The organism is Streptomyces sp. NBC_01390 (assembly GCF_045040105.1).
Classification (GTDB): domain Bacteria; phylum Actinomycetota; class Actinomycetes; order Streptomycetales; family Streptomycetaceae; genus Streptomyces.
Map to the genome: position 1 here is coordinate 1,547,059 of NZ_CP109551.1, position 22,607 is coordinate 1,569,665.

The window sequence follows — 22,607 nt, forward strand, 5'->3', positions numbered from 1 at the left end:
CCCCTCCCGAGGCCCTCGTCCGGTGATCGCTGTGCCAGCTGAATCGTCCCAGGTCCTCAAGAGGAGCTACCCCCTGGGCGCTCTGGTCGGACTCCGCACCACGTGGTCCGCCGAACCTGCCGACGACGGGCGGCAGTCAGCCGAGGCTACTTGGTGAGGTGCCCTCGCGGCCGGCGACGTGGCGGAAGGTGGGTATGCCCAGGTCGAGGGCCAGGCGGGTGCGTGTCTGGTCTGCACCGAGCTGGGCGAGCTTGTCCCGCGCCCCGGCGAGACTGACCTGCAGGCCCTCGACTTCACCGAGCCAGCCTTCGCGTTCGGCCTCTGCGATGCGGGCGTGGAGGTTGTCGCGGATCTCGACCAGCCGTGCATGTTGGGCCGGATCCGGCCGCAGGAGCGAGCATCGCACGCAGGCTTCTCTGAACTAACACGTCGGAAGAGCCCGGACGGCGGATGACTTTGCGGTCTCCTGGGCACTACTGCGCCTGGCGGAATCCGGGGCACGGTCCTTCCGCCGAGGCCAACGTCGTCGCCGGCGCGGTGGCTGGCCTGGGCATGGTGTTCGTCAGGGTGGCCGTGTCGGAGGCGGTGTGGGGCTGAGTGAGATAGGCGTGATCGCGCTGATGATCGTGGCCGCGTTCGGCACCGCGCGCTGTCCGCCGTCGCCGGGTTCGGCGGCGGGGTGCTGCTGCTGCCGGTGTTCATCTCCGTCTTCAGCGCCCGGGATGCGGTCGCGATCCTGACCGTTGCCCAGTTGGCAAGCAACGGCAGCCGCGTGTGGTTCAACCGCACGGAGGTCGACCGGAGCCTGGTGGGCGTCTTCGCTCTCGGCGCCGTCCCGGCCGCCGCGGCCGGCGCCCTGCTGTTCGCCACTGCGCCTCTGCCCGCCCTGACCCGCGTCATCGGCGTCTTCCTGCTGGCCATGGTCGTCTGGCGGCGGTGGAAGCCGCAGGCCGCCCGCGTGGATGCCCTCTCCTTCGTCGCCGTCGGAGCCGCCTCGGGGTTCGGCTCGGCCCTCGTCGGCTCGGTCGGGCCGATGGTCGCCCCGTTCTTCCTAGCCCGTGGCCTTTTCCGTGGCGCCTACATCGGTACCGAGGCCGCCGCCGCGGTGGTGATGCACCTGGTCAAACTCGTCGTCTTCGGCGCCGCCGCCGTCCTGACCGTCAGCAATCTTGCCACCGGTCTGGCACTGGCCCCGGCCTCCACTGCGGGCGCCTGGGCGGGCAAGAAGATCGTTGACCGGCTCCCCGTCGCTATCTTCGTTGCCCTGGTGGAGACAGGCTTGGCCGTCTCCGGCATCCTGCTCGTCGCCACTGGTGGGTAAGGGCACCCCTCACGCCGGCAGCGGTCGCTGGGCGCGAGCAGGCAGGTGACCTGCGTCTGCGTACCCACCGAACGACCCCGGCAGGCTGGGCAGCCGCGGCCCTGTCCTCGTCCTGGCCGACGGCGGTCGTCCCGTATGCCGTCGCACCAAGAACGTCCGAGGCTGTTCTTGCGGCATGCTCGCCGGCGTCCAATCGCTGGGCAACCGTGCCGCCGTCTGACCAGGCAGTGAGGGTGCGGCGCGTCAGCGAGAGCGGACAGCCTCGGCTGGAGCCCGGTTTTCAGCTCGCGCTGCACGGTTCAGTCGGCGGCAGGGCGGGGAGTTGCGGCCAGTCCCATGGTTCGCTCGATGCGTATTTCGATCACCACACGCTCGGGGTCCGGGGCCGGCCTCCGTTTGTACCGGTCGGCGTAGCGAGCCACGGCATCGTCGACCGCTGCCGCGTCGGTGAGCACCTCGGCCGTTCCTTCCAGGGTGGCCCAGCGTCCTCCGTCGACCTGGCAGACGGCCACGCGGGCCTTGCCCGGCCGGACCGCCAGGATGTTGGCAACCTTCTTGCTTGATTTGCGTGTGATAACCCGTGCGACTCCAGCGTCGGCATCAACGGTGACCCCGACCGGCACGACGTGCGGGCGTCCATCGGGGCGCAGAGTAGTCAGCGTGCACAAATGGTATTCATTCCAGAACGCTGAGTTGTCAGGCGTCTGGCTGAATTTATCGCTAGGCATGCCCGGATCGTAATCCGAAGCACCGAGTGGATCGAAACGGAAGTGACCACTTCCACACAAGCATCCACCCAACAGGTTCGAATTTATGTGACCTTAGCAACTAAATGCCCGGATTAACTTCCCGCCAAAGATCTCAAAACGATAACAGAAGCACCCGCCTCTCGTGAGGTGCGACCAAAACGACCACAAGTGAATCAGCAGCTCAGGGCCATGATCAAAAATAAGAAATAGGTGATTTGGTAGGTTTTATTGGCACTCATCGACATCTATTACTGATCTTCGATGTGTCACTTTCCGGCCTTGATCACATACGGGTCTCACGTAAGGTCCCAGACTGTTCCCGTGAGTCTCACCGACGAGCTTCAACCGGGCCCGACCGTTCGTTCGCGCTAGCGACCACATACGTTCGCAGGGATTGAGCACGTTCTCGCGGCTCGATCGCTGGATCGGCGTGTGCTCTTCGGTCGGTGCTGGTCTCGGCGTCCGTGGTCACCTTCATGCGCGCCGTCCGGGGACTCGAACATCGTTGACACGTGGTGGCTGTCGCCCGGCTCCGAGATGAGAGCTACCGGCCGGCCGGTACGAAGGGATTGCTCAATGTCTCCGGGAGAAAGACGCGGCGCTCCGGTGCCCGCGCGGGAACAGGTGGGCCGCCGGAGGTTGGGGCGGTGGCGTGGTGCTGGGGGGCGGACAGTGGAGCGCGACCTCCGCCGTCGTCTGCGGCAGGAGCTGCGCGACCTCGGCGTCCGCCGTCCCCTGGACGTGGAGGATCTGGTCGGGGCGCTCAGCGAGAGGCGCGGACGCCCGATCGTCCTGCGTCCCTTTCCGCTGGAGAAGCCAGGGCCGTCGGGTCTGTGGGTCGATACGCCGCAGATGGACGTGATCCTCTACCAGCAGGAGACGACCCGGCTGCACCAGCGGCAGATCATCCTCCACGAGGTCCTCCACATCCTCGTCGCCGAGTGGGAGGACGACCAGGAGGAGACCGCGGAGGTGTCCCCGGACGACTTCGTGGAGGGCTGGTCGGCTCTCCTTCCGGTCCTGGATCCCAAGCTGATCCGGCGGGTCGCCCAGCGCTGCTCGTACGAGGAAGCGGAGGAATGCTCAGTCGAACTCGCGGCGACCATCATCCTGGAGTGGTCCTCGGTGCTCGACGAGCTCCCGCCGCTGTCGGACGACCCGGAGGTACGTCGGGTTCAATCCGCGCTGGGCGACCGGCGAGGGTGGGTGTAGACATGGGCACGTACCTGTTGATGGTCATTGCGGCCGTCGTCGTGTGGCGGCTCTACCTGTGGTCGCGCGCCCCGCACGACGCACCCACCCGTTCGGTGGCCCTCGCCCTGCTGAGCGTGGGGCTGTCGTATCCGGCAGCCATGCCGGGCGGCGCCCACGGCATCGAGACCCTGGCCGGACACGGCATGGCACGGCTCGTTCAGAACCTGTTGCTGCTGCTGGCGGTCTACTTCCTGATGTGCTTCTACCTGTACTCGGCCGACGGGCCGACCGCACGGCGCCGTGCCCGTCGCGAGGCCGCCGTCATGGCCCTGGTCTCGGCGGCAATCACCGTGGCGGCCGTGACCGTGCCGGGGCAAGAGCTCGGCAAACCGTATGTCACGGTGGACATGACGCTTCCCCAGGTCTTCCTCTTCTACACCGTCGCGGGCCTGTACCTGATGTACGCAATCGCCGCCGCGGGATGGTGGTCCGCACGCTATGCGCGCATGTCCCGCCGGCCCTACGCGACGGGCTTGTGGATGACCGCGATCAGCCTGGGCGCGATGGCTGTGGCCTGCGCGATCCGCGCGGTGTTCGTCGCCGTCCGGTGGAGCGGCGGCGCTGTGCCGCGGCCGGTCAATACCTCCGTGTCGCTCCTGCTGACAGCGTCGAGTCTGCTCTTCGCCGCAGGCATCTCCTACTCGGTGGCCCGTGCCCGGATCACCGCCACCCGGCTGTGGCTGCGCCGACGCCGGGACCACCGCCGACTGGCCCCGCTGTGGCACCTTCTGATCGAGGTCTACCCGCAGAACGAACTGCGTCCCGCTTCGTTGGGGTTCTGGGACCGGTGGCGGGCTCGTGGTGTCCATCGCCGCTACCACCGGCGGATAGTGGAATGCCGGGACGGACTGGTCGACATCAGCCCCTACCTGGTGGGCAAGGAGGACCGCATGACCCTGCTGGATCTTGAGCCGGCCCAGTTGGCCCAGCGTCTGCACGCCGCCGCCGACATGATCAAGAACCATGTTCCAGCGCCGCGGCAGGCGGTCGCCCTGGCAGTGCCGGAGGGGGACGACCGGGACGAGGATGTCCGTCAGCTGATCGCAGTGTCGGAAGCACTCCGGCTGACCGCGTGACCGGGCACAAACGAGGAGACGAGACACCATGCTGATCACTGCCGGCCGGATCCTGACCGCATCCGGGACATACCTGGAGGACGGCGCCGTCCTCGTCGAAGGCGACACGATCACCGCCGTCGGACCCCGCGCGCAGCTCGCCGACCCTGCGGGCCGGGACCAAACACATCTCGCTTTCCCCGATGCGACGGTCATGCCCGGGCTCATCGACGCCCACGTCCACCTGGTGTTCGACGGCGGCAGCGATCCCGTGGCCTCGCTGCGTGCTTCGGACGACGAGCAACTGCTGGCGGACATGCGCCGACGCGCGGACCAGCTCGTCTCCAGCGGTGTGACGACCGTCCGGGACCTGGGCGACCGCGACCACCTGGCGCTGCGCCTGGGCGCGGATATCGGACAGGGCGGCGCGCCCGGGCCCCGGATCGTGTCGGCGGGCATTCCGTTGACCTCGCCCGGAGGCCACTGCCATTTCCTGGGCGGTGAGGTGTCCGGCGAGGCCCAGGTCCGTGACCTGGTACGACGCAACCTGGCGCAGGGCGCTGGCGTGATCAAGGTCATGGCGTCCGGAGGTGGCCTGACCAAGGACGGACCGAAGAGCTGGCAGAGTCAGTTCTCCGCGGACGAGCTGCGTGCCCTGGTGGACGAGGCACATCAGGCCGGCGTGCCGGTGGCCGCGCACGCGCACGGGGCGGACGGCATCGCTGCGGTCGTGGACGCCGGTGTGGACACCATCGAGCACTGCACCTGGATGACGGAGGACGGCTTCGGTCTGCGCCAGGACGTCCTCAAGAAGATCATCGACCAGGGCATCGCTGTGTGTCCGGCCACCAGTCCGCACTGGCAGATGGTGCCTCGTTTCTTCGGCGAGGAGCGAGCGAAGGTCCTCTTCGGGCAGGTCCGGGAAATGGCCGAGGCTGGCGTCAGGCTCATCGCCGGCACTGATGCCGGCGTGCAGCGGACCGGATTCGACGGTTCCCTCGCCGGAGCCCTCACGTTCTATGCGCACCTGGGCATCCCGAACGAACGGATCATCGACATGGCCACCGTCCACGCGGCGGACGCTCTCGGTCTCGGCGGGTCAACCGGGCGCATCGCGTCCGGGTTCCGCGCGGACCTGCTGGTCCTCGGCGGAGATCCACTGGCCGACCTCGATGCCCTCAAGGAGGTTCGCGCGGTGATCGCCGCAGGACGGGTATTCGAGCCGGGTTCGCGGACCGGGCAGCCGTAGCCCTTCGTCGGCCCGCGAATTGCGGATTGGTGGCCGGTCTTGCGGGGCCGGCCCCGTCTCCTCCAGGTCCACCGCTCACACATGGGCCAGTGCCAAGATCTTCAGTGACAGGCCGCCCGCGCCCATGCGACGGATGGTGCCCGCCGCATGGGCGCGGGCGGGAACCCGGACCGGACGTCCTGGCGGCGAGGCAGCGTGTTCCCGAGGCAGGCGACGGCGATGCTCCGGGACAGCCACCGGCAGGCATCGGCGAGCGCTCATCCCGCCGGACGCGGTTCAGCGGGCCCCATGTCTGACCGGGCGTCTCCCCGCTCTGGCCTGCACACTTGCCCTGTCCCTTGTGGGCCGGCATCTGACGACAGGATGGGAGTCCATGGTGGAAGAACTGACTGCGACGCTGCATACCTCGGTGGGACAGATTGTCGTGCGGTTGTTTCCGGAGTACGCGCCGCAGACGGTCTCGAGCTTTATCGGGCTGGCCCAGGGGACCATGAGGTGGCTGGACCCACGGACGGATGCACTGGGCTGGGGGCCGCTCTACAACGGAACCATCTTCCATCGCGTGGTCAACGGCCTCATGATCCAGGGAGGCGATCCACGGGCCGATGGGACCGGAGACCCCGGTTGGGCGTTCCCGGACGAATTCCACCCCGCTCTGAACTTCGACCGGCCCCACATGGTGGCCATGGCCACCACAGCCCCGGACACCGTCGGCTCGCAATTCTTCATCACTGTCCGGCCGGCGCCCCAGCTCAACAACCGGCACACGATCATCGGCGAAGTGATCCAGGGACAAGATGTCGTGGACGCCATCGCCGTGATCCCAACCGGTCACAACGGCCGCCCCATCACGGATGTCATCGTCCACACCATCAAAATCCATCGTCCTCAGAACTGAACTCGCCCGGTGATGCGCTCCGGTCCGCTGAGCGTTCCTTGTCGAGGTAGACATGCCATCAGCCATGGCGGCACTGGTCTCCTCGAAGTACCCACCAGCTCAACGGCGGTCGGCGTCACTCTCCACTGGTACTCAGGGGGCTCAGGACGTGACTCTGCGCCAGGACCTGTCGGTTTGCTGGACCATGCACTCAGCCAGCACTGCGTGTGGCGGCCGTCCGGGACGGCATCGCCACGGACACCAGTACCCCGGCATTGGTCACCATAGAGCGCTGCACCTGTACGGCGAGCGACGGCTTCGCCCTCCGTCAGGACGCCCTGAAGAAGATCATCGACCTGGGCGTCGCGGTTTCCCCGGCCGTCAGCCCACGGTGACAGTACAGCCCCGCTTCTTCGGAGAGGAGCGAACGGCGGTCATGTTCGTCCTGGTCCGCGGGAGCCAAGGTGGCTGTGGCGTCACCATTTGGGACCACCGTGGCGTCTCGAATTGGCCCCGTCTTGTGAAGATCGCTGCCCGCGAAGGCGGCTTGAAGTACCTGCCCCCGTCAAGGGCGGGGGCAATTCAGCGCGCTTTGGAGCGAGCATCACACCCTGGGGTTGCCTCAAAGGAATCGGAAGAAGGCGCCGTACAGGCACATCGGCCACCTCCTCCAGGCTGCGTACAGTCCGTGAGGGCGGGGACGTCGCGCGGTGAACTGGCTCGTCGTTGTCCGTCAGGGAACCTATGGGTGCAACACGTAGGCACAGAGTCCTGCGGTCGTACCTGCAACTATGAGGCGCCCATCAGGACTGTAGACGCAAGAAGACATACTGCTGTCCGTCCGCATCATGGTCGTTGCCCTGCCAGTGGTGGGGTCCCAAATCCGCACGCTGCGGTCGTTACTGGCGGAGGCGAGGCGAGTTCCGTCCGGGGCGAACGCCACTGCATACACTCCGGCGGTGTGGCCGGTGAGCGTGTGGAGTGTCTCGCCGGTGACGGTGTCCCAGATCCGCACACTGCCGTCGTCGCTGGCAGAGGCCAGCCAGCTTCCGTCCGGGGCGAACGCCACTGCATACACTCCGGCGGTGTGGCCGGTGAGCGTGTGGAGTGTCTCGCCGGTGACAGGGTCCCAGATCCGCACACTGCCGTCGTCGCTGGCAGAGGCCAGCCAGCTTCCGTCCGGGGCGAACGCCACCCCACGCACCTCGCCGGTGTGGCCGGTGAGGGCGCGGAGTGTCCAGCCGCTAGTGGGATTCCAGATCCGCACGGTGCGGTCGTCGCTGGCGGAGGCGAGTCGGGTTCCGTCAGGGTTGAACGCCACCGCGTTTACCCAGTCGCCATGACCGGTGAGCGTGCGGAACGTGCTGCCGGTGGCAGGGTCCCAGATCCGCACGGTGTGGTCGCAGCTGCCGGAGGCGAGTCGGGTTCCGTCAGGGTTGAACGCCACCGCGTTTACCCAGTCGCCATGACCGGTGAGCGTGCGGAACGTGCTGCCGGTGGCAGGGTCCCAGATCCGCACGGTGTGGTCCTCGCTGGCGGAGGCCAGACAGTTTCCGTCCGGGGCGAACGCCACCCCACGCACCCCGCCGGCGAGAGTGTGGTGTGTCCTGCCGGTGGCGGGGTCCCAGATCCGCACGGTGTGGTCGCAGCTGCCGGTAGCCAGCCGGGTTCCGTCCGGGCTGAACCCCACTGCGTTTACCCAGTCGCTGTGGCCGGTGAGCGTGCGGAACGTGCTGCCAGTGGCAGTGTTCCAGATCCGCACGCTCTGGTCGCTGCTGGCGGAGGCCAAACAGGTTCCGTCTGGGTTGAATGCCACCGCATACACGTCGCCGGTGTGGCCGGTGAGCGTGTGGAGTGTCTCTCCGGTGGCAGGGTCCCAGATCCGCACGGTGTGGTCGCTGCTGGCGGAGGCGAGGCGAGTTCCGTCCGGGCTGAACATCACCGCATACACTCCGCCGGTGTGGCCGGTGAGCGTGTGGAGTGTCTCTCCGGTGGCAGGGTCCCAGATCCGCACGGTGTGGTCGCTGCTGGCGGAGGCGAGGCGAGTTCCGTCCGGGCTGAACATCACCCCACGCACCCAGTGTCTGTGGCCGGTGAGGATGTGGAGTGTCCTGCCGGTGGCGGGGTCCCAGATCCGCACACTGTTGCTGCTGCTGGCAGAGGCCAAACAGGTTCCGTCAGGGTTGAATGCCACCGCATACACTCCGCCGGTGTGGCCGGTGAGCATGTGGAGTGTCCTGCCGGTGGCGGGGTCCCAGATCCGCACACTGCGGTCGTTACTGGCAGAGGCCAAATAGGTTCCGTCAGGGTTGAATGCCACCGCATACACTCCGCCGGTGTGGCCGGTGAGCATGTGGAGTGTCTCTCCGGTGGCGGGGTCCCAGATCCGCACACTGCGGTCGTTACTGGCGGAGGCCAGCCAGGTTCCGTCAGGGCTGAACGCCACCGCGTTTGCCCAGTCGCTGTGGCCGCTGAGGGTGCGGACCAGGCCGGGATCCGGCAAATCGGGAGGCGACCAGTGGTTGATGAGGGCGGGAGTCCCAGGGTGGAGGGGATTGGCGGGCCAGTGAGGGGTGTCGGCGATGCGGCTAAGCAGAATCGCATCCAGGGCGTGGGCGGGTTCGGTGGGGGTCAATAGGTGGGCAGCCTGGGCGAGCTGGCGGGCCAGGCCGCGGGCGAAAAGACCGATGCGGTCGAGGTCGTGCCAGGGCGCGGTGGGCCCGCGTTGGTGCAGTCGGGCCCGTACCCACCAAAAGTCTTCCGCGAGGCGGTGCGCCTGGAGCGCGCGTCCGGCGTCCAGAAGATGCTCGATGAGATGATCCAGCAGGTAGCCGTGCTGGACCTGCCACCAGGGCACCTGACCGTCCTCAGGCGGGGGGAGGCTGGCGGCGACGGCATTGAGAAGCTCACGGTTGACTGTCTGGCAGCCTTCTTCTCCCAACTCGGTACGCAGGTAGTCGCGGACGACATCGTGAAGGGCAACCGCACCGCCTGGCACAGCGGTGTCGATGCCGATCAACGACAGGTCAGCCATCTGCTTGCACAACGAGCGCACGGCCGTCTCGTCGAGACCACCGGTAGCTTCCCAAAGCGTTGCCACCAGCCCCATCGGAATGCTCTCGTCTTCGGCGAAAATGCCCAGTTCACTGAAACGCCGCTCGGCGTGCTCGCGTTGCAGGAGGGTTGTGGCAGCGCGAATGCTCGCCCGGATCGCGGTATTGCGCTGGGCAGGGTCGCTGAGGTCGAGCGTGTCGTCGTCCGTGTCCTGAAACGCAGGCCCGGCCGTGGATAGCCGCTGCAGCAGGTCTCTCGCTGCGACGGTCGCATCAGCTCCGGTGCCAGTTTGGTCGAAGAGGAGCTTGTTGGCGATGCTCAGCAGCAGCGCCCACCGCCCCGTCGCCTTAACGAGCTGCTCCACCACCTTCGGCTCAGGCAAAGTTGGGAGACGGTGTGTGAGCAGCTGGCGAGCCTGCTCCACTGTCATGCGGTCTACCTCGATCCGCACTGCGGTGTCGGGCAGCACGCTCGGCCGACGGGTGGTCACCAGTCGCACGCAGGACCGTTCTGCGCCCCGCAGGAATGGCGTGAGCTGCTCGGACTCCCACACGTCGTCGATGATCAGCAAGGTGCGCGGTCGCTGCGCCAGGAGGGCGCCGAGATAGCTCCCGGCGCGCTCGGGGTCCGAACTCGTCCCGCCAGTGTCGCCGGTCAGCAGATGGGTTTCCTCCGCGACTTTCGCGGCGATGGCGGCACGGCCACGGACGTCACGGCCGATGGTGATCAGGTGCACACCGCCGGGAAACCGCCGCTGCACCGACCGCTGCGTGGCCACGTACTTCGCCAAAGTTGTCTTCCCGAACCCGCCGGCGCCGTGTAGCCCGGCTGTGATCGCCACAGGAGCGCCGGATCGCCATCGCCTGGACCGTCGGCGAACCGCTTTGATCACGGCATCGGCTTCCTCCCGGTCGACCCACCCCTGCGGAACCTCAGCTGGCGGAGGACGCCAAACAGACCCTGCTAGTCCTATCGAGGCAGGCCGCAACGACACCGCCAGAGCGGCTAGCCCCGCGATGGAACCGAACACACTGGCCACCGGGTCAGCCTCACCCCAGCCACCACGCAGTGCCGTCACCACCAGCCACACCCCGGGCGCCACGCACACCGCGATCGCCGCCCGGACTCCCCACCGGCCTCGCATCCCCATAAACAGGCATCATGCCTTTGGCCGAAGGCCAGTTACGGCTTCTTCGTGGAAGCCAGAGCCGGGGCCACCTGCCTGCGGTGCCTCACGATCACAGCCGTAGGCACCTAATCCGCAACGGAGGCAGCTACTTCGAGCGGCCTTCACGGGCAGCGATCTTCACAAGACGGGGCCAATTCGAGACGCCACGGTGGTCCCAAATGGCAACGCCGTAGCCAAGCCAAGGACAGCGCCAAGCTCATTGCCGCAACCGGCGCGGGTGTTCAGCCGACCGAGGCGACGGACTCGTACCGGTCGGCGGAGATTCGCTGCACGACCTGGGAGCCCCACCGGCAGATCCGCGGCGCAGTCGTGGCAGGACGCGCCCACGAGGCGATCTCGCCGGCAGAGAGGAAGCAGTAGCTGCGCCACCGGCGTTCAGCCCACATGCTGCGGGCCGTACTGCCTACTTACCCGTGCCCACTTCTTTCTCCGCCATCTCCGCCACCAGTTCGTTGACCAGCGCCATCGCTGTGGGCGACAGACCCCGCTCGCCCAGCCCGCGGGCCCTCACCCGGCCCACGGCACCCTGCCTCGCGGCGGCCAGCAGCTGCAGTCCCTCGTAGACCGTGGCGGCCACGGCCTCGTCCGCATCGAAGTACATTCGCGACACACCGACGACGGCCGCCAGCGCGTCCAAGACCACAGGGGCTGCCGTGTCCGTGACACCGGTCCGCAGGTCCCCGAAGTCCGTCCCTGTGATGAGCGTCGCCCCGGCATAGGCGTTCACCTCGGCCGCCATCTCGGCGTCCGAAGGAGGTCCCTGCGGACCGGGGTAGGAACGCTGCAGGATCAGAGTGATCTTCTCGGCGAGGGATCCCGGCGGCCCGATCGGGTCCGCAGCGGCGGCCCCCTGGGATCCGGACTCCCCCGCCGTGCCGTTCTTCCTCGCCTCTGCGGCGGCCATGGAACGGTCCTCGGCCCGGCGCAGTTCCGTTTCGCTGACGCCGTACCTCTCCGCCAGGGCCGGGACGTACTTGTCCTTGAGCCGGCGCTCCCCGCGCTCGGCTCCCGCGACCGGGCCGGCGCTCTTGGTGCCGATCACCTCGGCGGTCGCGAACTGGTAGATGCCCGCATCGCAGCGCAGATCAGCCAGATCGGGAAGGCCGGCACGGGGAAACAGATCGTCCAGGTCGACCCTGAGCGCCGCCGCGTATGCGGGCAGCTTCTCCGGGTCAGGTGAGGAGTGGCCAGCCTCCCAGTTCGCCACCGCGGAGACGGACACTCCCAGCTCCGCCGCCACCTCACTCTGGAGGATGTCGGCAGCTCGCCGGACCGCGCGAGCACGGTGTCGGTCGACGTGACGGGCAGGCATCAGACCTCGCTTTTTCCTCAAGTTGAAGTGAATGCATCTTGTTGACTTTCACTTCGAGTGGGAATAACTTCAGCGTAGCGAAAACAGGGCGCCTTCGCATACCGCCGGCCCTCTGGATTCGATCTCGCCCCACCCCTTCCATGGCCGGGGCGAGGCACCGCACCTCACGCGAGAGGCCCCCTCTTCGCGGAGGCGTGGCACAGTCCACCGCACACTCAGGGGCCGGCCGCCCCTCGCTCCACGGCGGCCACCGCACCCCCTCCCCGTCAGGAATCCCGCACAATGCCGCAGCACTTCTTATGCCGGATGGCTTGACACGTGCCACTCGTGGTGGCGACGCATGTCACGTCCGGGATTGCGGGCTGTATTCGATCTTCGAGCAGAAGGCGCCGGGGCAGCGGGATCGCTGGAGCCACTGTCCAGCGCCGACGCAGGAGACTCCACGAGCGAGTCCCCCCAAGAGCGTTTCGACGATTCCGGGCAACCGCGGCTGCCGTCCGTCCGGAGGCCGCGCGGCAGACCGCTCCACCTCACGCGTGGGCACGGAATGCCCTGAGATTGTCACGCTCTGCAACTAGTACAGAGGTTAAGAACCAACTCTGGATCTTGCCAAGGGTCCGTGAGTATGTTCGTCGTCCCCCCGGGCACCCCTGGCCGGGCTGCGAACGTGAGGAGCACGTACCGACCAGTCACGTAGGTCCGCATACAGCGGCGGCGCCCGAGAGCGGCTAACTCCCGGACGCCGAACACTCAGCGGCAAACCCGCCCCGGCAAGGGCGGAGATTGCCCACCTTCACCACGCTGATCCCTTTCCACGGGGCGCATCAGCGTGGCAACACTGCAAAGGAGATTTTTGCATGCCTCCTGCCCTGCGCGAAAGGCCCAGGCGCCTGGCCTGCGCGGCAGCCATCACTTCCTCGGCGTCGTCCAGCCCCGAGGAGAACACCACCACCTCGCCGAACCGCTGGTCCGGCTTCCCGTACGGGGGTGGCCGATGAGCAGCGAAGCCCGCGAGTGGGTATGGGAGCACAGCACCAGCCGGGGCACCGCGCGTCTGGTCCTGCTGTCGATCGCCGACCGGGTGGCCGACGAGCAGTGCATCTCCTGGGCCTCGCTGTCGAGCCTGGCCAAGCGCACGCGCGCTTCCGTCTCCACGGTGCGCGAAGCCATCGACCGCCTGGTCCACGCCGGTGAGCTGGAGCAGCTCGACGACCTCACCGGCCCGCAGCGCAGCACCGTCTACCGCCTCCCCCTCGCCGCCAAGGCCGTGGCACAGACCTCGGAGGAAGAGGAAGCCGACCAGGCGCCGCCGGAGGGGCCCGAAGCCATCCCGGCGCTCCGGATCTCGGCCCTGCGGCGGTACGGAATCCGCCCCCGTGAGGTGCCGGAATCACCCGCGACGGTCCGGAAACCGGCAGTACCGGAATCCGGCAGGTCCCGACGGAAACCGGCACCTCGATGTACCGGAAACCGGCACAGCGATGTACCGGAAACCGGCACACAGAACCGTAGTGAACCGGATTTGAACCGTAGGTACAGCAGTGGTGGTGCTGCCGTCACCTCGGCTGCCGAGTGGCAGGTCGACCCAGCCACCCACACCTGGGCCCGCCAGCAGGGACATCTCGACCGCCTGGGCGAGCAGGGCCTGCGGGCCGCCGACGCGAAGTGGCGTGCCCACCGGGCGGGCCACGCCCCGAGGCTGGCGGGAGCCTGGGCTGCCGACTGGCGCTCCTGGATCGCCCGAGAGCACGCCCCCAGCCGCCCGAACCTCTACGCCGGGCCCGGCAAGAGCTCCTCCGCGCCGAGCGGCATGACGCGGACCGAGGCCCACACCGCTGCCCTTCTCGCTGCCCTCGACGAGCCGACCGGAACGGAGGGCTGACCGTGGACCGCCGCGAAACCGCCGCCCTGCTGGCCTACCTCGGCCGACTCGACCCCCGCACCATCCGCACCGACCAGGGCGAAGCCCGCGACCAGCTCGCCCAGTGGCACGAGCTGCTCGGCGACGTGCCGATGGCCACCCCGCACGGCTGGGACGCCCGCGTCGCCGCCCGTCAGCACATCCGCACCTCGCCGTACCAGATCCTGCCCGCGGACGTGGTCCGGCCCTGGGCGAGCTACCGGCGCGACCGCCTGGCCCGACACTCCGACCCGACACCGTCCGCCGATCCGGACGACCAGGCCGCCTGGACCGCCGAGCTGGCCGGCATGCGCCGCGCCGTCGCCGCCGGCCTCGCGGAGCCCGCACAGGCACGGGCGATCACCAGCGGTCGGGAGGGGACCGACCCGGAGCTGGAGGCGATGCTGGAGCGAGTCGGCTCCTGCATCCCGCCCGCTGCCCGAGCCGCCCTCGCGCCCTACCGACCCGCCCGGGCAGCCCGTGAAATGGCCATCGCGCTAGGAGAGCCCGACGCCCTGAGCGTGCGCTGCGAATGGTGCAAGGCCCAGCCCGGTGAGCCCTGTCGCCGCCGCCGGATCGGCCCCGACGACGGGGTACGCGGAACTGCCCCGCGCGCCACCCCGCACCCCGGCCGGCTCGACCTCGCCGCCGCCCAGCAGGCCCAGCAGAACGAGCAGGCTCAACAGCCCGCCATGGCCTGACCGGCGCATCCGTCGCGTACATCCCGTCCGATGCACCGCCTCCCAACATCACCGTCCCGCCCCGGCTGCGGCGCACGCCCGCGCACCGCAGCCGGCACCCGACGCCGCACCCGCCGAGCACCGCCCCTGTCGGCCGCCGCGGCAGCACATCGGAGATCTCCTTGCGCCACATCACCACCCACGACGCGCCGGCCACAGGACTGCGCGGCATCGGAGACACCAGCTGGCACACCAGCGGAGCGTGCCACGGCATGGACGTCGAGGACGCCGACGCCGTCTTCTTCCCCGGGCCCCGGGACCACGAGGACATCGCGGAGGCGAAGGAGCTGTGCGGCTGGTGCCCGGTACGCCGCGAGTGCCTCGACTTCGCCCTGGAGAACGTCCTCAAGGAGGGCGTCTGGGGCGGTCTCACCGAAGCCGAGCGGCGCCCTCTGCACGACAACCTGCACCAGCGCCTGGACTACCGGCGCGTGACGGCCTTCTTCCAGGGACGTGACGTGCACCTGACCGAGGTCGAGCGGCAGGTCGTCATCGACCATGCCTACGTACGCGGCTGGCGGCCCGGCAGGCTCGCCGCCGCCCTGCAGATCAGCCACAAGCACGCCCGAGACCTGCTCCGTCAGGCCGCCAACAAGGTCTTCGACCGCGACCGCACCTACGGCGTGCCGCGGCCCAAGAAGAAGCGGAAGACGACCAATCCGGCAGCAGGCAGCCCCGCGCCCGCCGCACCTGGCACACAGCAGCCGGTAGCCCGCCCGGCGGCGTCGACTCCGGCGCACGCCTCTCTCGGAAAGGCCGCATGATCCACCCCGTCCTCGCCCTCAGCGCCGCTCCGGACCTCCCTCTCCTCCTCGCCGCCGGCGTGCCCGCCGCCCTCGTGCTGGTGCTGGCCGCCTGGACGATCCGGCGCCGGGGTACGCGCCCGCAGAAACGTCTCGGCACTCCGGCGGTCAAGGTCGCTGCCGTTGCTGCCCTCGGTTGCACCGCCTACAGCGCCGACACCTCGTGGCGCTTCGCGGCCGACTTCCTCGACATGGCCGGCACCGCCGAGCGGGCCGGGATGTTCGCCGCGGCCGAGCTGGCGCTCTTCGCGACCGCGCTGATGGCACGCCAGAACCTGGCCACTCAGGGTGCCCCCGGCATGCCGGGCACCCTGGTCTGGGTGATCACCGGAGTGCAGGTGATTCCCGCCTACGCCGAGAGCGGTCCCGTCGGCGGCACCGTCCGGGCCTTCGTCGGGCCGGTCATGGCGGCGATGCTGTGGCACCTCGCGATGGGAATCGAGCTGCGCCTGCGCACCCCGGGCGCCGCCTCCCACGGGCTGATCGCCATCCTGGGCCGGGAGGCACGCGAGCGACTCCTGTCCCGCCTCGGCATCGCCGCGCGAGACCGCGACGCCGCACAGATCACCCGGGACCGGGCGACCACCCGCGCGGTCGCCCTCGCCGCCCGCCTCGCCGAACGCACACCCGAGCAACAGCGGAGCCGACGCGGCCGTCGGCTCACGCGACGCCTGTCGAAGGCGGTCGGCAGGGCCTCGGTCGGCACCGACCCCCTCCAGCGCGCGCAGCTGCTCGACCAGCTCGCCGCCCGCCGGCACGCCCTCGCGCTCGCCACGGTCCCGCTGCCCTCGCCCTGGTCCCCGGTACAGAGCACCGCAACGGCAGCCACGGTCCCCTCCCAGTCAGCCTCGAAGGCGCCGGTCCCCGTAGCCGGTCCCGACGAGTCGGACGGGGGCACGGGACCGAGCGCCCCGAGGGGACCGGTCCCCGAGTTTGCGGACTCGAAGGCGTCGGCAGGCGCGGGGACCGAAGGCGAGAACGCGGGGACCGGGGTGGGGACCGAGGCCCCAGAAGCAGGCGCGGTCCCGGGGACCGGTCCCGCCAATCCGGAAACCTCGGAGGGGGACGCCCGAGGCGTGGGGACTGAGCTCCTGACGCGAGAAGCGCCTGCTCAGGGCCCTGATTCACGTCGGGGACCGAGCGCCGCCGAGTCGGGGACCGAACCCACCGGGGACCGGGGACCGACCACCGCCGACACGGGGACCGAACCCACCGGGGACCGGGGACCGACCACCGCCGACACGGGGACCGAACCCACCGGGGACCGGGGACACAAGGTCCCCCTCCGGCGGAAGACGACCGCGAAGACCAGGACGAAGAACAGGGGGAAGCGCGGCCGGTCCCGCACCCCGCAGACACAGCGCCCGCCAGGCGAGCTGGAGCAGTCGGTGGACCAGCTCGTCCGGCAGGTCCTCCCCCACGTCCCCGCACTGCTCGAACGGGACGGCAACGAGTCCGTCACCCGGGTCCAGCTGCGGGAGATCCTCCGCCGCGAGGGCCTGAAGGGCGGCCGGAACGACCGGCTGAGCCTCGTCCTCCAGGAACTGCGGAGCGACGACACCACCAAGACAAGGAGCACCGCCCGATGAAGACCTGCCACCAGTTCGACACCGTCCGCGCGGAGTACGAGCGGGAGATCAGCTTCATGCTCGCCCACTCCAAGCGGCACGAGGGCAGGCCAGCGGCGAAGTCCAGCGCAAAGCAGGCTGCCTCGACCAAGCAGCGGATGGCCCAGGCGCTCAGCAGCCACGTCGGGCGCTGCCTCGAGTGCGGCTGAACCGGCCAAACCCCAGCTCAACGCCCCTATCCGCAACGGGTGGCCCGGCTCCGTGCAGGGCCACCGGCCCGTTTAAGGAGGTACGCCGTGATTCCGCGTCCCCCTCGTTCATCCGAGCCCACCGCCGCCGAGGCCGGCGCCTGGGCGGACGTCCTGGTCCGCCGGCGACTCCTGCACGCGGCCGTCCTCACGCCGAACGACCAGTGGCTCGTCCAGGACCGGCCCGACGGACCCGTCCGCGTCCTCATGGGACCGGCCGACGTCGTCGCGCTGGCGGCGACCATCCAGCACCGCACCCGAACCATGAGGCCCGAAACCCGATGACGAACCCCGCCCAGAACGGCACCACCCCGGAACCTGATCCCGACTCCAACTCGGTCTCAGGGCGGTCGGGTAGCCGGGGCCCATCGCTGGGTCCCGGCCCCCTCAGAACCGGACGTGCGACTTTCACCGCATCCGGCTCAAGCAAGCCGCGAGGGCTCCGCTGGACGGTAACTTACGTCCCGATTTCCGTCGTCTGCATGATACGAACGGTGACAATCGGCATGAACAAGGCGGAGGTTGGTCCGTCTATCCGTGCCGCCGCTGCTGCGGTAGACGAAGTGATGCTTGTTCAACATCTTCTTCGTCGCGGCGAACCAGTCAATCCATTCCCGCAGATTGTCCGGCTCGTATTCCGCTCCTTCGATCAACGCCCGCCCGCAGAGAGGGCACAGGCCCTTCTGCCGGGCCGCCAGAACCAGACTCGTCTTGTCCATCGGCGGTGGCGCTGTGCTGCGGCGACGCTTCTGCCAGTAATCCGCCAAGGCCGGATCATCCGGAGATGCCGCGCCTTTGACGGGGTGATGCATTACATGGCGTGTCCAGGCGAACTTCTGAACGTAGGCGCCACTCGCGTGGTCACCGAATACCCAGTTGTCGCGCCTGGTCTTGTTGAACCTGCCGAAATAGTGGCGTTTTATCCACAGCCCCGAACGGTTCTCGTGACCGCGTTTAGCCCACTTGTAGAGCAGCTTGAACATGTAAGCGTCCATGGAACAGAACACTTGATGCGACGCCGCACTGCGGTAATACGCCGTCCAACCCCTCACAAGCGGGTTGAACTTCACAATGACCGCTTGGGTAGGCGCACCCCGAAGGATCCGCATATCCGTCCGCAGCCGTTTCCGCAGCGCGTTGCAAGCCGCCTTATTCGGCCTGATGTTCAGCTTGTCGCCGTGCCGCTGGATCGTGAAACCCAGGAAGTCGAACCCCTCATCGAGGTGAACGACCTTCGTCTTCGCCTCGTTGAAGCGCAGACCTCGCGGCGCCAGCCAGACACTCAGCTCCTCCTTGACCCGGTATGCCTCCTCCTCGTCGTGGCAGAGCACCACGAAGTCGTCGGCATAGCGGACCAGTACGGGCACACCGGCGGACGCGTGGTGAGCACGCGTCCGATACCCGTCGGCGCGGAATCCCGCTGCCTGTTCCATCCCGTGCAGCGCAATGTTCAGCAGCAAAGGGCTGATGACGCCGCCTTGTGGAGTGCCCTCCACGCTCGGCGCCCATCTCCCGGCATCCATCACGCCCGCCCGCAGCCAGCCCCGGACAAGGTCCCTGGCGGGGAACTGCCCGAGCATGGCCGTCAGATGATCGTGACTGATGCGGTCGAAGGCCCCTTCCAGATCCGCATCCAACGCCCAACGACGCCTCGCTCGCGAGCCGCGCGCCGTCTGCAAGATGGAAGCGATGGCATCCTGGCAGCTACGGCCGGGGCGAAATCCATAGGATCGCGACTCGAACCGTGCCTCCCACTCCGGTTCCAGCGCGTTCTTCACGCGTGCCTGGAGCACCCGGTCACGAATGACCGGGATCCCGAGTGGGCGCTGCTTGCCGTTGGCCTTGGGGATGTAGACCCGCCTGACCGGCTGGGCCTTCCACGGGGCGGACGATTGACGGCATTCTGCCACCAATCGCGCCCTCGCCGCTGGGGTGAGGGCTGTCTCCCCGTCGATGCCCGCCGTCTTGCGGCCCTGGCTCTGCTGGGTCACCCGCTTCACGCTCACCAGCGTGTTGCTGTGGCTTCTCAGCATGAGCTTCTGCAAATTGTGGACCTTCTTCAGGTCCCCGTCCTGCGTCGCCTTGAAGATCCGCTGCCTCAGCCGCCGTACGTCGCGCTCACATCTGGCCCAGTGGATCCCGTGCCAGTCGGAGGCCCCGCCCTCGGGTCCGTTCCCCTCGGGCGGGCGGGTGGCTGCAGCCGCCCTGATGGTGCTCATGTCCGCCTCCGGTATCTAACTTGTCCGTCGGTTCCGGTTGCCTTGCCTTGGTGCTCCAAAGGCTCACCTGGTCCACGTGGGCGCCCTTTCAGGCCGGGCCACAAGGGCCCGTATCCGGCGGGTTATAGCGAACAGCGGGCAGAGAGGGCCGCCGCCCGGTTTTCCCCTGGCCTTTCGGCCTACCGGCCTTCGCTTCTTGGACCATCCTGTTCCTGCCGGGGACTTGGGCCTTCCTTGCGGTCGGCTTACCGGAACTACTTCCGGACCCCGTCAGGGTTTCCGTGTTCCGCATTTCGAAGATGCGACTGGGGTGGGCGCCCCCTCTACCCCGTGGCCGGCGGTGTCTCACTTCCGGTGTTGCTTGCACCGGAAGCCGCTGGCGCCTTTCAGCGCCGGGCCCTGCCCCGCTGAGAGCAAGCCATCCGCGGGGGTTCCACATACCGAGGCATTAACCAGGGGTTCACACGTGTTCGCCCGTCCAGTCTTCCCCTCGCCTGTGGCCTCTCGATGGCCGAGACGCCCTTGGGCTTGAAAGCTCAGCTTCACACCCCGCCGTTACCAGCGACGCATGTGAGCGCGGGGATGAATCCAGACACTGATTCGGAGGAAATTCCTTTGTCAGAACCTCTCCACGAGGATCACCTCACTTCGGAAAATGCGGCCTCGCGTCGCACAGCAAGTTGGGGCGGAAGCGTAGCTTCCGCCAACCCCGCCCCCGAGGGGGCGGGGTTGGACCTGCACCGGGGGGCGCAGGTCCGTGAGGCTTCGACCGGGGGCGGATCGAAGCCTGGACAGGAGGAGAAGCCGACCGAGCGTCGCCACCGCCGCGAGCGCGCTGACCGCGCCCGTCAGCGTCCGCGTCAGCCGCGCGAGACGAAGCGCCTGCACCAGCCCAACACCCGTTTCAACGACGACGAGTTCGCGTCGATCAAGTCCGCCGCCGCCCGGTGCAACCTGTCCGTCGCCGGGTTCCTCGCCCGTGCCGCGCTCGCCGCCGCCCGCGACCTCGACCGAACCAGCGTCGAGATCGCCGGCGAACGCGAAGTGATCACGGCCCTGTTCGACAGCCGCCGCAAGCTCGGCTGGGCCGGCAGCAATCTCAACCAGGCGGTCAAGGCCCTCAACTCCGGTGTCGAAGCACCCCAGCTGGAAGCGGCGATCACCACCGTGCACCGCGCCGCGGAGAGCGTCCGCGAAGCCTCCGCCCGGCTGATCGAGCAGCACGCCACGTGATCCCCAGCGTCAACAAGTCCGGCTCCCGGACGATCGGCCTGCTCGCCTACCTCTACGGTCCGGGCAAGTCCGAGGAGCACATCGACCCGCACCTCGTGGCCTCCTTCGACGGCATGTCCCCCGACCCCGGCCGCGACTCGCACGCCACCCTCAAGGACCTCCAACTCCTCCTCGACCAGCCCGTGACAGCCCTCCCCCGACACGCGCGGCCGGCCAAGCACGTCTGGCACACCTCCGTACGCGCGACGGCGGACGACCGGGTCCTGTCCGACGAGGAGTGGGGCGAGATCGCCCGGCGGATCGTGGCCGCGACCGGCATCGACCCCGGCGACGGGCAGCCCGGCTGCCGCTGGGCCGCCGTACGCCACGCGGACGACCACATCCACATCGTCGCCACCCTGGTGTGCGAGGACGGCAGCCGTCCCGACGACTTCCGCTCCGGCAAGCGCGCCCAGGCCGAGTGCCGCCTCATCGAGAAGGAACTCGGCCTGCACCAGGTCGCCCCCGGTGACGGTACCGCCGCCCAGCGGCCCACCAGCGCCGAACGCCACAAAGCCGAGCGCCAGGGCCGCGAGCGCCCCGCACGGGAGGAACTGCGCGAGACCGTCCGGCGCGCGGTGGCCGGCGCGACGAGCGAGGAGGAGTTCTTCGACCGGCTGGCCGCCGCCGGCCTCCTGATCCGCAAGCGCGCCGCTCCCTCCGGGGACCTGCTCGGCTACAAGGTCGCCCTGCCCGATGACCTGAACAAGGACGGCGAGCCGGTGTTCTACCCCGGCGCGCGCCTGGCCCCCGACCTGTCGCTGCCCCGCATCCGCGAGCGCTGGGCCGGTGACGCGCAGGACGTTCCGCCTGCCCGCCGGGAGGATGCGATCCGTACGGGGCCGGGCAGTCCGGCCGCCGCACGCCGCGGGACGGCGTCGGCCGTGTGGCAGGCCGTGCTCGTCGTCGAGCGCGGTGAGGACACGGTCGCCGCCGCCCACATCGCAGCGGCCGGCGAGGTCCTGGATGCCCTCGCGAAGACTTCCGCCGCCCACACCCGCCGGGAACTGCGCGACGCCGCAACGGCTTTCGAACGGGCCTCGCGCTCCCACGTCCGCGCCGTACGCGGGCACGACCGAGCGTTGCGGCAGGCCGCCCGCGACCTCGTCCAGGGAGGCCCGGCCCTCGGCCGCGGTGAGGACGGCGCCACCACCGCGATGGCCATCGACATGCTGTTCTTCCTCATCACCGCCGCCGCGCACTGGCACGCCCGGAAGGAACACGCCCAGCAGGCCGAGGCCGCTACCCGGGCCGCCGAGCACCTGCGCACCGCCTACCGGACCGCCGCCGCACAACCCCTCGGCGTGCTCCACCAGCGCGGGCGGCGGCTGAGCCGGCCGATGCTCCAGCGGCAGACCGTGCTGCTGCGCGAGGCGCTGCCGGAGCTGGCCGAGCAGATCCTCGCCGAGCCCGGCTGGTACGCCCTGGCGGCGACCATCGCGGAAGCCGAAGCCGCCGGCCACGACACGGCCGTCCTTCTGTCCGACGTTGCCGAACGCCGCGAACTCGGCACCGCGGACTCCGTCAGCGACGTACTCATGTGGCGGATGCGGCGGATGGCCGCTCTGCCCGCCGACGCCTCCCACCTGCCCGAGACCAGCACCGCAGGGCGCCGGTCGGCAACGCGCGGGACAGCCACCAGGCCCTCCACGCCCGGCAGGCGGCGCAGCGGAGAGGACACATCGCGCAAGACTCTGTGAGCCCGCCGGGTGCCGGCACGCGGCCTCAGCGCATCACCGAGAGAAGGGACAGCGCCACCGCTCCGCCCGCAACCCGGAGCATGGTCGTGCGCCCCGT

Annotated in this window: 21 protein-coding genes; 16 read left to right on the plus strand and 5 right to left on the minus strand. The window is 69.0% G+C overall.

What is annotated here, in order from left to right:
* Positions 1–136 precede the first annotated feature (136 nt).
* Entirely contained in the window at positions 137–406 is a 270-nt protein-coding gene (locus tag OG241_RS06695; protein WP_405814259.1) for a hypothetical protein, read from the minus strand.
* A 44-nt stretch (positions 407–450) separates the two neighbouring features.
* On the opposite strand from OG241_RS06695, the gene OG241_RS06700 reads away from it, so the two are divergent.
* Positions 451–597 (plus strand): hypothetical protein, encoded by a 147-nt coding sequence (locus OG241_RS06700; RefSeq protein ID WP_405814260.1) that lies wholly within the window; start codon positions 451–453, stop codon positions 595–597.
* Between the two features lie 52 nt (positions 598–649).
* Positions 650–1,321, plus strand: a complete 672-nt coding sequence (locus OG241_RS06705) for a TSUP family transporter (RefSeq protein ID WP_405826080.1) — start codon at positions 650–652, stop codon at positions 1,319–1,321.
* Between the two features lie 299 nt (positions 1,322–1,620).
* Here the strand turns inward: OG241_RS06705 and OG241_RS06710 are convergent, their stop codons facing one another.
* Entirely contained in the window at positions 1,621–2,049 is a 429-nt protein-coding gene (locus tag OG241_RS06710; RefSeq protein WP_405814261.1) for a pyridoxamine 5'-phosphate oxidase family protein, read from the minus strand.
* 693 nt (positions 2,050–2,742) lie between these two features.
* On the opposite strand from OG241_RS06710, the gene OG241_RS06715 reads away from it, so the two are divergent.
* From OG241_RS06715 to OG241_RS06735, 5 genes are all read left to right on the plus strand, one after another.
* On the plus strand, positions 2,743–3,282 hold the full coding sequence (locus tag OG241_RS06715) for a hypothetical protein (protein WP_405814262.1): 540 nt from the start codon (positions 2,743–2,745) through the stop codon (positions 3,280–3,282).
* A gap of 2 nt (positions 3,283–3,284) precedes the next feature.
* Positions 3,285–4,400 (plus strand): MAB_1171c family putative transporter, encoded by a 1,116-nt coding sequence (locus OG241_RS06720; RefSeq protein ID WP_405814263.1) that lies wholly within the window; start codon positions 3,285–3,287, stop codon positions 4,398–4,400.
* A 28-nt stretch (positions 4,401–4,428) separates the two neighbouring features.
* On the plus strand, positions 4,429–5,628 hold the full coding sequence (locus OG241_RS06725; protein ID WP_405814264.1) for an amidohydrolase family protein: 1,200 nt from the start codon (positions 4,429–4,431) through the stop codon (positions 5,626–5,628).
* A gap of 373 nt (positions 5,629–6,001) precedes the next feature.
* Positions 6,002–6,526 carry a peptidylprolyl isomerase gene (locus OG241_RS06730; RefSeq protein ID WP_405814265.1) on the plus strand — a complete coding sequence of 175 codons (525 nt, stop codon included), beginning with the start codon at positions 6,002–6,004 and terminating at the stop codon, positions 6,524–6,526.
* Positions 6,527–6,732: 206 nt separating this feature from the next.
* Positions 6,733–6,900, plus strand: coding sequence for a hypothetical protein (locus OG241_RS06735; RefSeq protein WP_405814266.1), 168 nt, complete (start codon positions 6,733–6,735; stop codon positions 6,898–6,900).
* Between the two features lie 347 nt (positions 6,901–7,247).
* On the opposite strand, the gene OG241_RS06740 is transcribed toward OG241_RS06735, so the two are convergent.
* On the minus strand, positions 7,248–10,709 hold the full coding sequence (locus OG241_RS06740) for an NB-ARC domain-containing protein (protein WP_405814267.1): 3,462 nt from the start codon (positions 10,707–10,709) through the stop codon (positions 7,248–7,250).
* A 442-nt stretch (positions 10,710–11,151) separates the two neighbouring features.
* The gene (locus tag OG241_RS06745; RefSeq protein WP_405814268.1) at positions 11,152–12,060 is read right to left on the minus strand and encodes a helix-turn-helix domain-containing protein; all 909 of its coding nucleotides are present in this window, start codon (positions 12,058–12,060) and stop codon (positions 11,152–11,154) included.
* Positions 12,061–12,917: 857 nt separating this feature from the next.
* Between OG241_RS06745 and OG241_RS06750 the strand changes: the two genes are divergently transcribed.
* The 7 genes from OG241_RS06750 (at position 12,918) to OG241_RS06780 (ending at position 17,604) form a co-directional block, all read left to right on the plus strand.
* Entirely contained in the window at positions 12,918–13,058 is a 141-nt protein-coding gene (locus OG241_RS06750) for a hypothetical protein (protein ID WP_405814269.1), read from the plus strand.
* Positions 13,055–13,942: a helix-turn-helix domain-containing protein gene (locus OG241_RS06755; RefSeq protein WP_405814270.1), complete on the plus strand. Its 888-nt coding sequence runs from the start codon at positions 13,055–13,057 to the stop codon at positions 13,940–13,942. Before OG241_RS06750 ends, OG241_RS06755 begins: the two co-directional genes overlap by 4 nt.
* A 2-nt stretch (positions 13,943–13,944) precedes the next feature.
* Positions 13,945–14,661, plus strand: a complete 717-nt coding sequence (locus tag OG241_RS06760; RefSeq protein ID WP_405814271.1) for a hypothetical protein — start codon at positions 13,945–13,947, stop codon at positions 14,659–14,661.
* Positions 14,662–14,822: 161 nt separating this feature from the next.
* Positions 14,823–15,464: a WhiB family transcriptional regulator gene (locus OG241_RS06765; RefSeq protein ID WP_405814272.1), complete on the plus strand. Its 642-nt coding sequence runs from the start codon at positions 14,823–14,825 to the stop codon at positions 15,462–15,464.
* Positions 15,461–17,092, plus strand: coding sequence for a hypothetical protein (locus OG241_RS06770; RefSeq protein ID WP_405814273.1), 1,632 nt, complete (start codon positions 15,461–15,463; stop codon positions 17,090–17,092). The genes OG241_RS06765 and OG241_RS06770 overlap by 4 nt, the downstream gene beginning before the upstream one ends.
* Positions 17,089–17,280, plus strand: coding sequence for a hypothetical protein (locus OG241_RS06775; protein ID WP_405814274.1), 192 nt, complete (start codon positions 17,089–17,091; stop codon positions 17,278–17,280). Before OG241_RS06770 ends, OG241_RS06775 begins: the two co-directional genes overlap by 4 nt.
* An 87-nt stretch (positions 17,281–17,367) precedes the next feature.
* Positions 17,368–17,604: a hypothetical protein gene (locus OG241_RS06780; RefSeq protein ID WP_405814275.1), complete on the plus strand. Its 237-nt coding sequence runs from the start codon at positions 17,368–17,370 to the stop codon at positions 17,602–17,604.
* Between the two features lie 137 nt (positions 17,605–17,741).
* On the opposite strand, the gene ltrA is transcribed toward OG241_RS06780, so the two are convergent.
* Positions 17,742–19,538 (minus strand): group II intron reverse transcriptase/maturase, encoded by a 1,797-nt coding sequence (gene ltrA, locus OG241_RS06785; RefSeq protein ID WP_405814277.1) that lies wholly within the window; start codon positions 19,536–19,538, stop codon positions 17,742–17,744.
* A gap of 729 nt (positions 19,539–20,267) precedes the next feature.
* Between ltrA and OG241_RS06790 the strand changes: the two genes are divergently transcribed.
* Complete coding sequence (locus OG241_RS06790; RefSeq protein WP_405814278.1) at positions 20,268–20,771, plus strand: hypothetical protein; 504 nt, start codon at positions 20,268–20,270, stop codon at positions 20,769–20,771.
* Complete coding sequence (locus OG241_RS06795) at positions 20,768–22,510, plus strand: relaxase/mobilization nuclease domain-containing protein (protein WP_405814279.1); 1,743 nt, start codon at positions 20,768–20,770, stop codon at positions 22,508–22,510. Before OG241_RS06790 ends, OG241_RS06795 begins: the two co-directional genes overlap by 4 nt.
* Positions 22,511–22,607: the final 97 nt, after the last annotated feature.

Excerpts from the sequence above, each read along its gene's own strand:
- ltrA (WP_405814277.1), bottom strand. The coding sequence starts at position 19,538 with ATGAGCACCATCAGGGCGGCTGCAGCCACCCGCCCGCCCGAGGGGAAC.
- OG241_RS06740 (WP_405814267.1), bottom strand. The coding sequence starts at position 10,709 with ATGGGGATGCGAGGCCGGTGGGGAGTCCGGGCGGCGATCGCGGTGTGC.
- OG241_RS06720 (WP_405814263.1), top strand. The coding sequence starts at position 3,285 with ATGGGCACGTACCTGTTGATGGTCATTGCGGCCGTCGTCGTGTGGCGG.
- OG241_RS06730 (WP_405814265.1), top strand. The coding sequence starts at position 6,002 with ATGGTGGAAGAACTGACTGCGACGCTGCATACCTCGGTGGGACAGATT.
- OG241_RS06770 (WP_405814273.1), top strand. The coding sequence starts at position 15,461 with ATGATCCACCCCGTCCTCGCCCTCAGCGCCGCTCCGGACCTCCCTCTC.
- OG241_RS06745 (WP_405814268.1), bottom strand. The coding sequence starts at position 12,060 with ATGCCTGCCCGTCACGTCGACCGACACCGTGCTCGCGCGGTCCGGCGA.
- OG241_RS06710 (WP_405814261.1), bottom strand. The coding sequence starts at position 2,049 with ATGCCTAGCGATAAATTCAGCCAGACGCCTGACAACTCAGCGTTCTGG.
- OG241_RS06700 (WP_405814260.1), top strand. The coding sequence starts at position 451 with ATGACTTTGCGGTCTCCTGGGCACTACTGCGCCTGGCGGAATCCGGGG.
- OG241_RS06750 (WP_405814269.1), top strand. The coding sequence starts at position 12,918 with ATGCCTCCTGCCCTGCGCGAAAGGCCCAGGCGCCTGGCCTGCGCGGCA.
- OG241_RS06725 (WP_405814264.1), top strand. The coding sequence starts at position 4,429 with ATGCTGATCACTGCCGGCCGGATCCTGACCGCATCCGGGACATACCTG.
- OG241_RS06755 (WP_405814270.1), top strand. The coding sequence starts at position 13,055 with ATGAGCAGCGAAGCCCGCGAGTGGGTATGGGAGCACAGCACCAGCCGG.
- OG241_RS06775 (WP_405814274.1), top strand. The coding sequence starts at position 17,089 with ATGAAGACCTGCCACCAGTTCGACACCGTCCGCGCGGAGTACGAGCGG.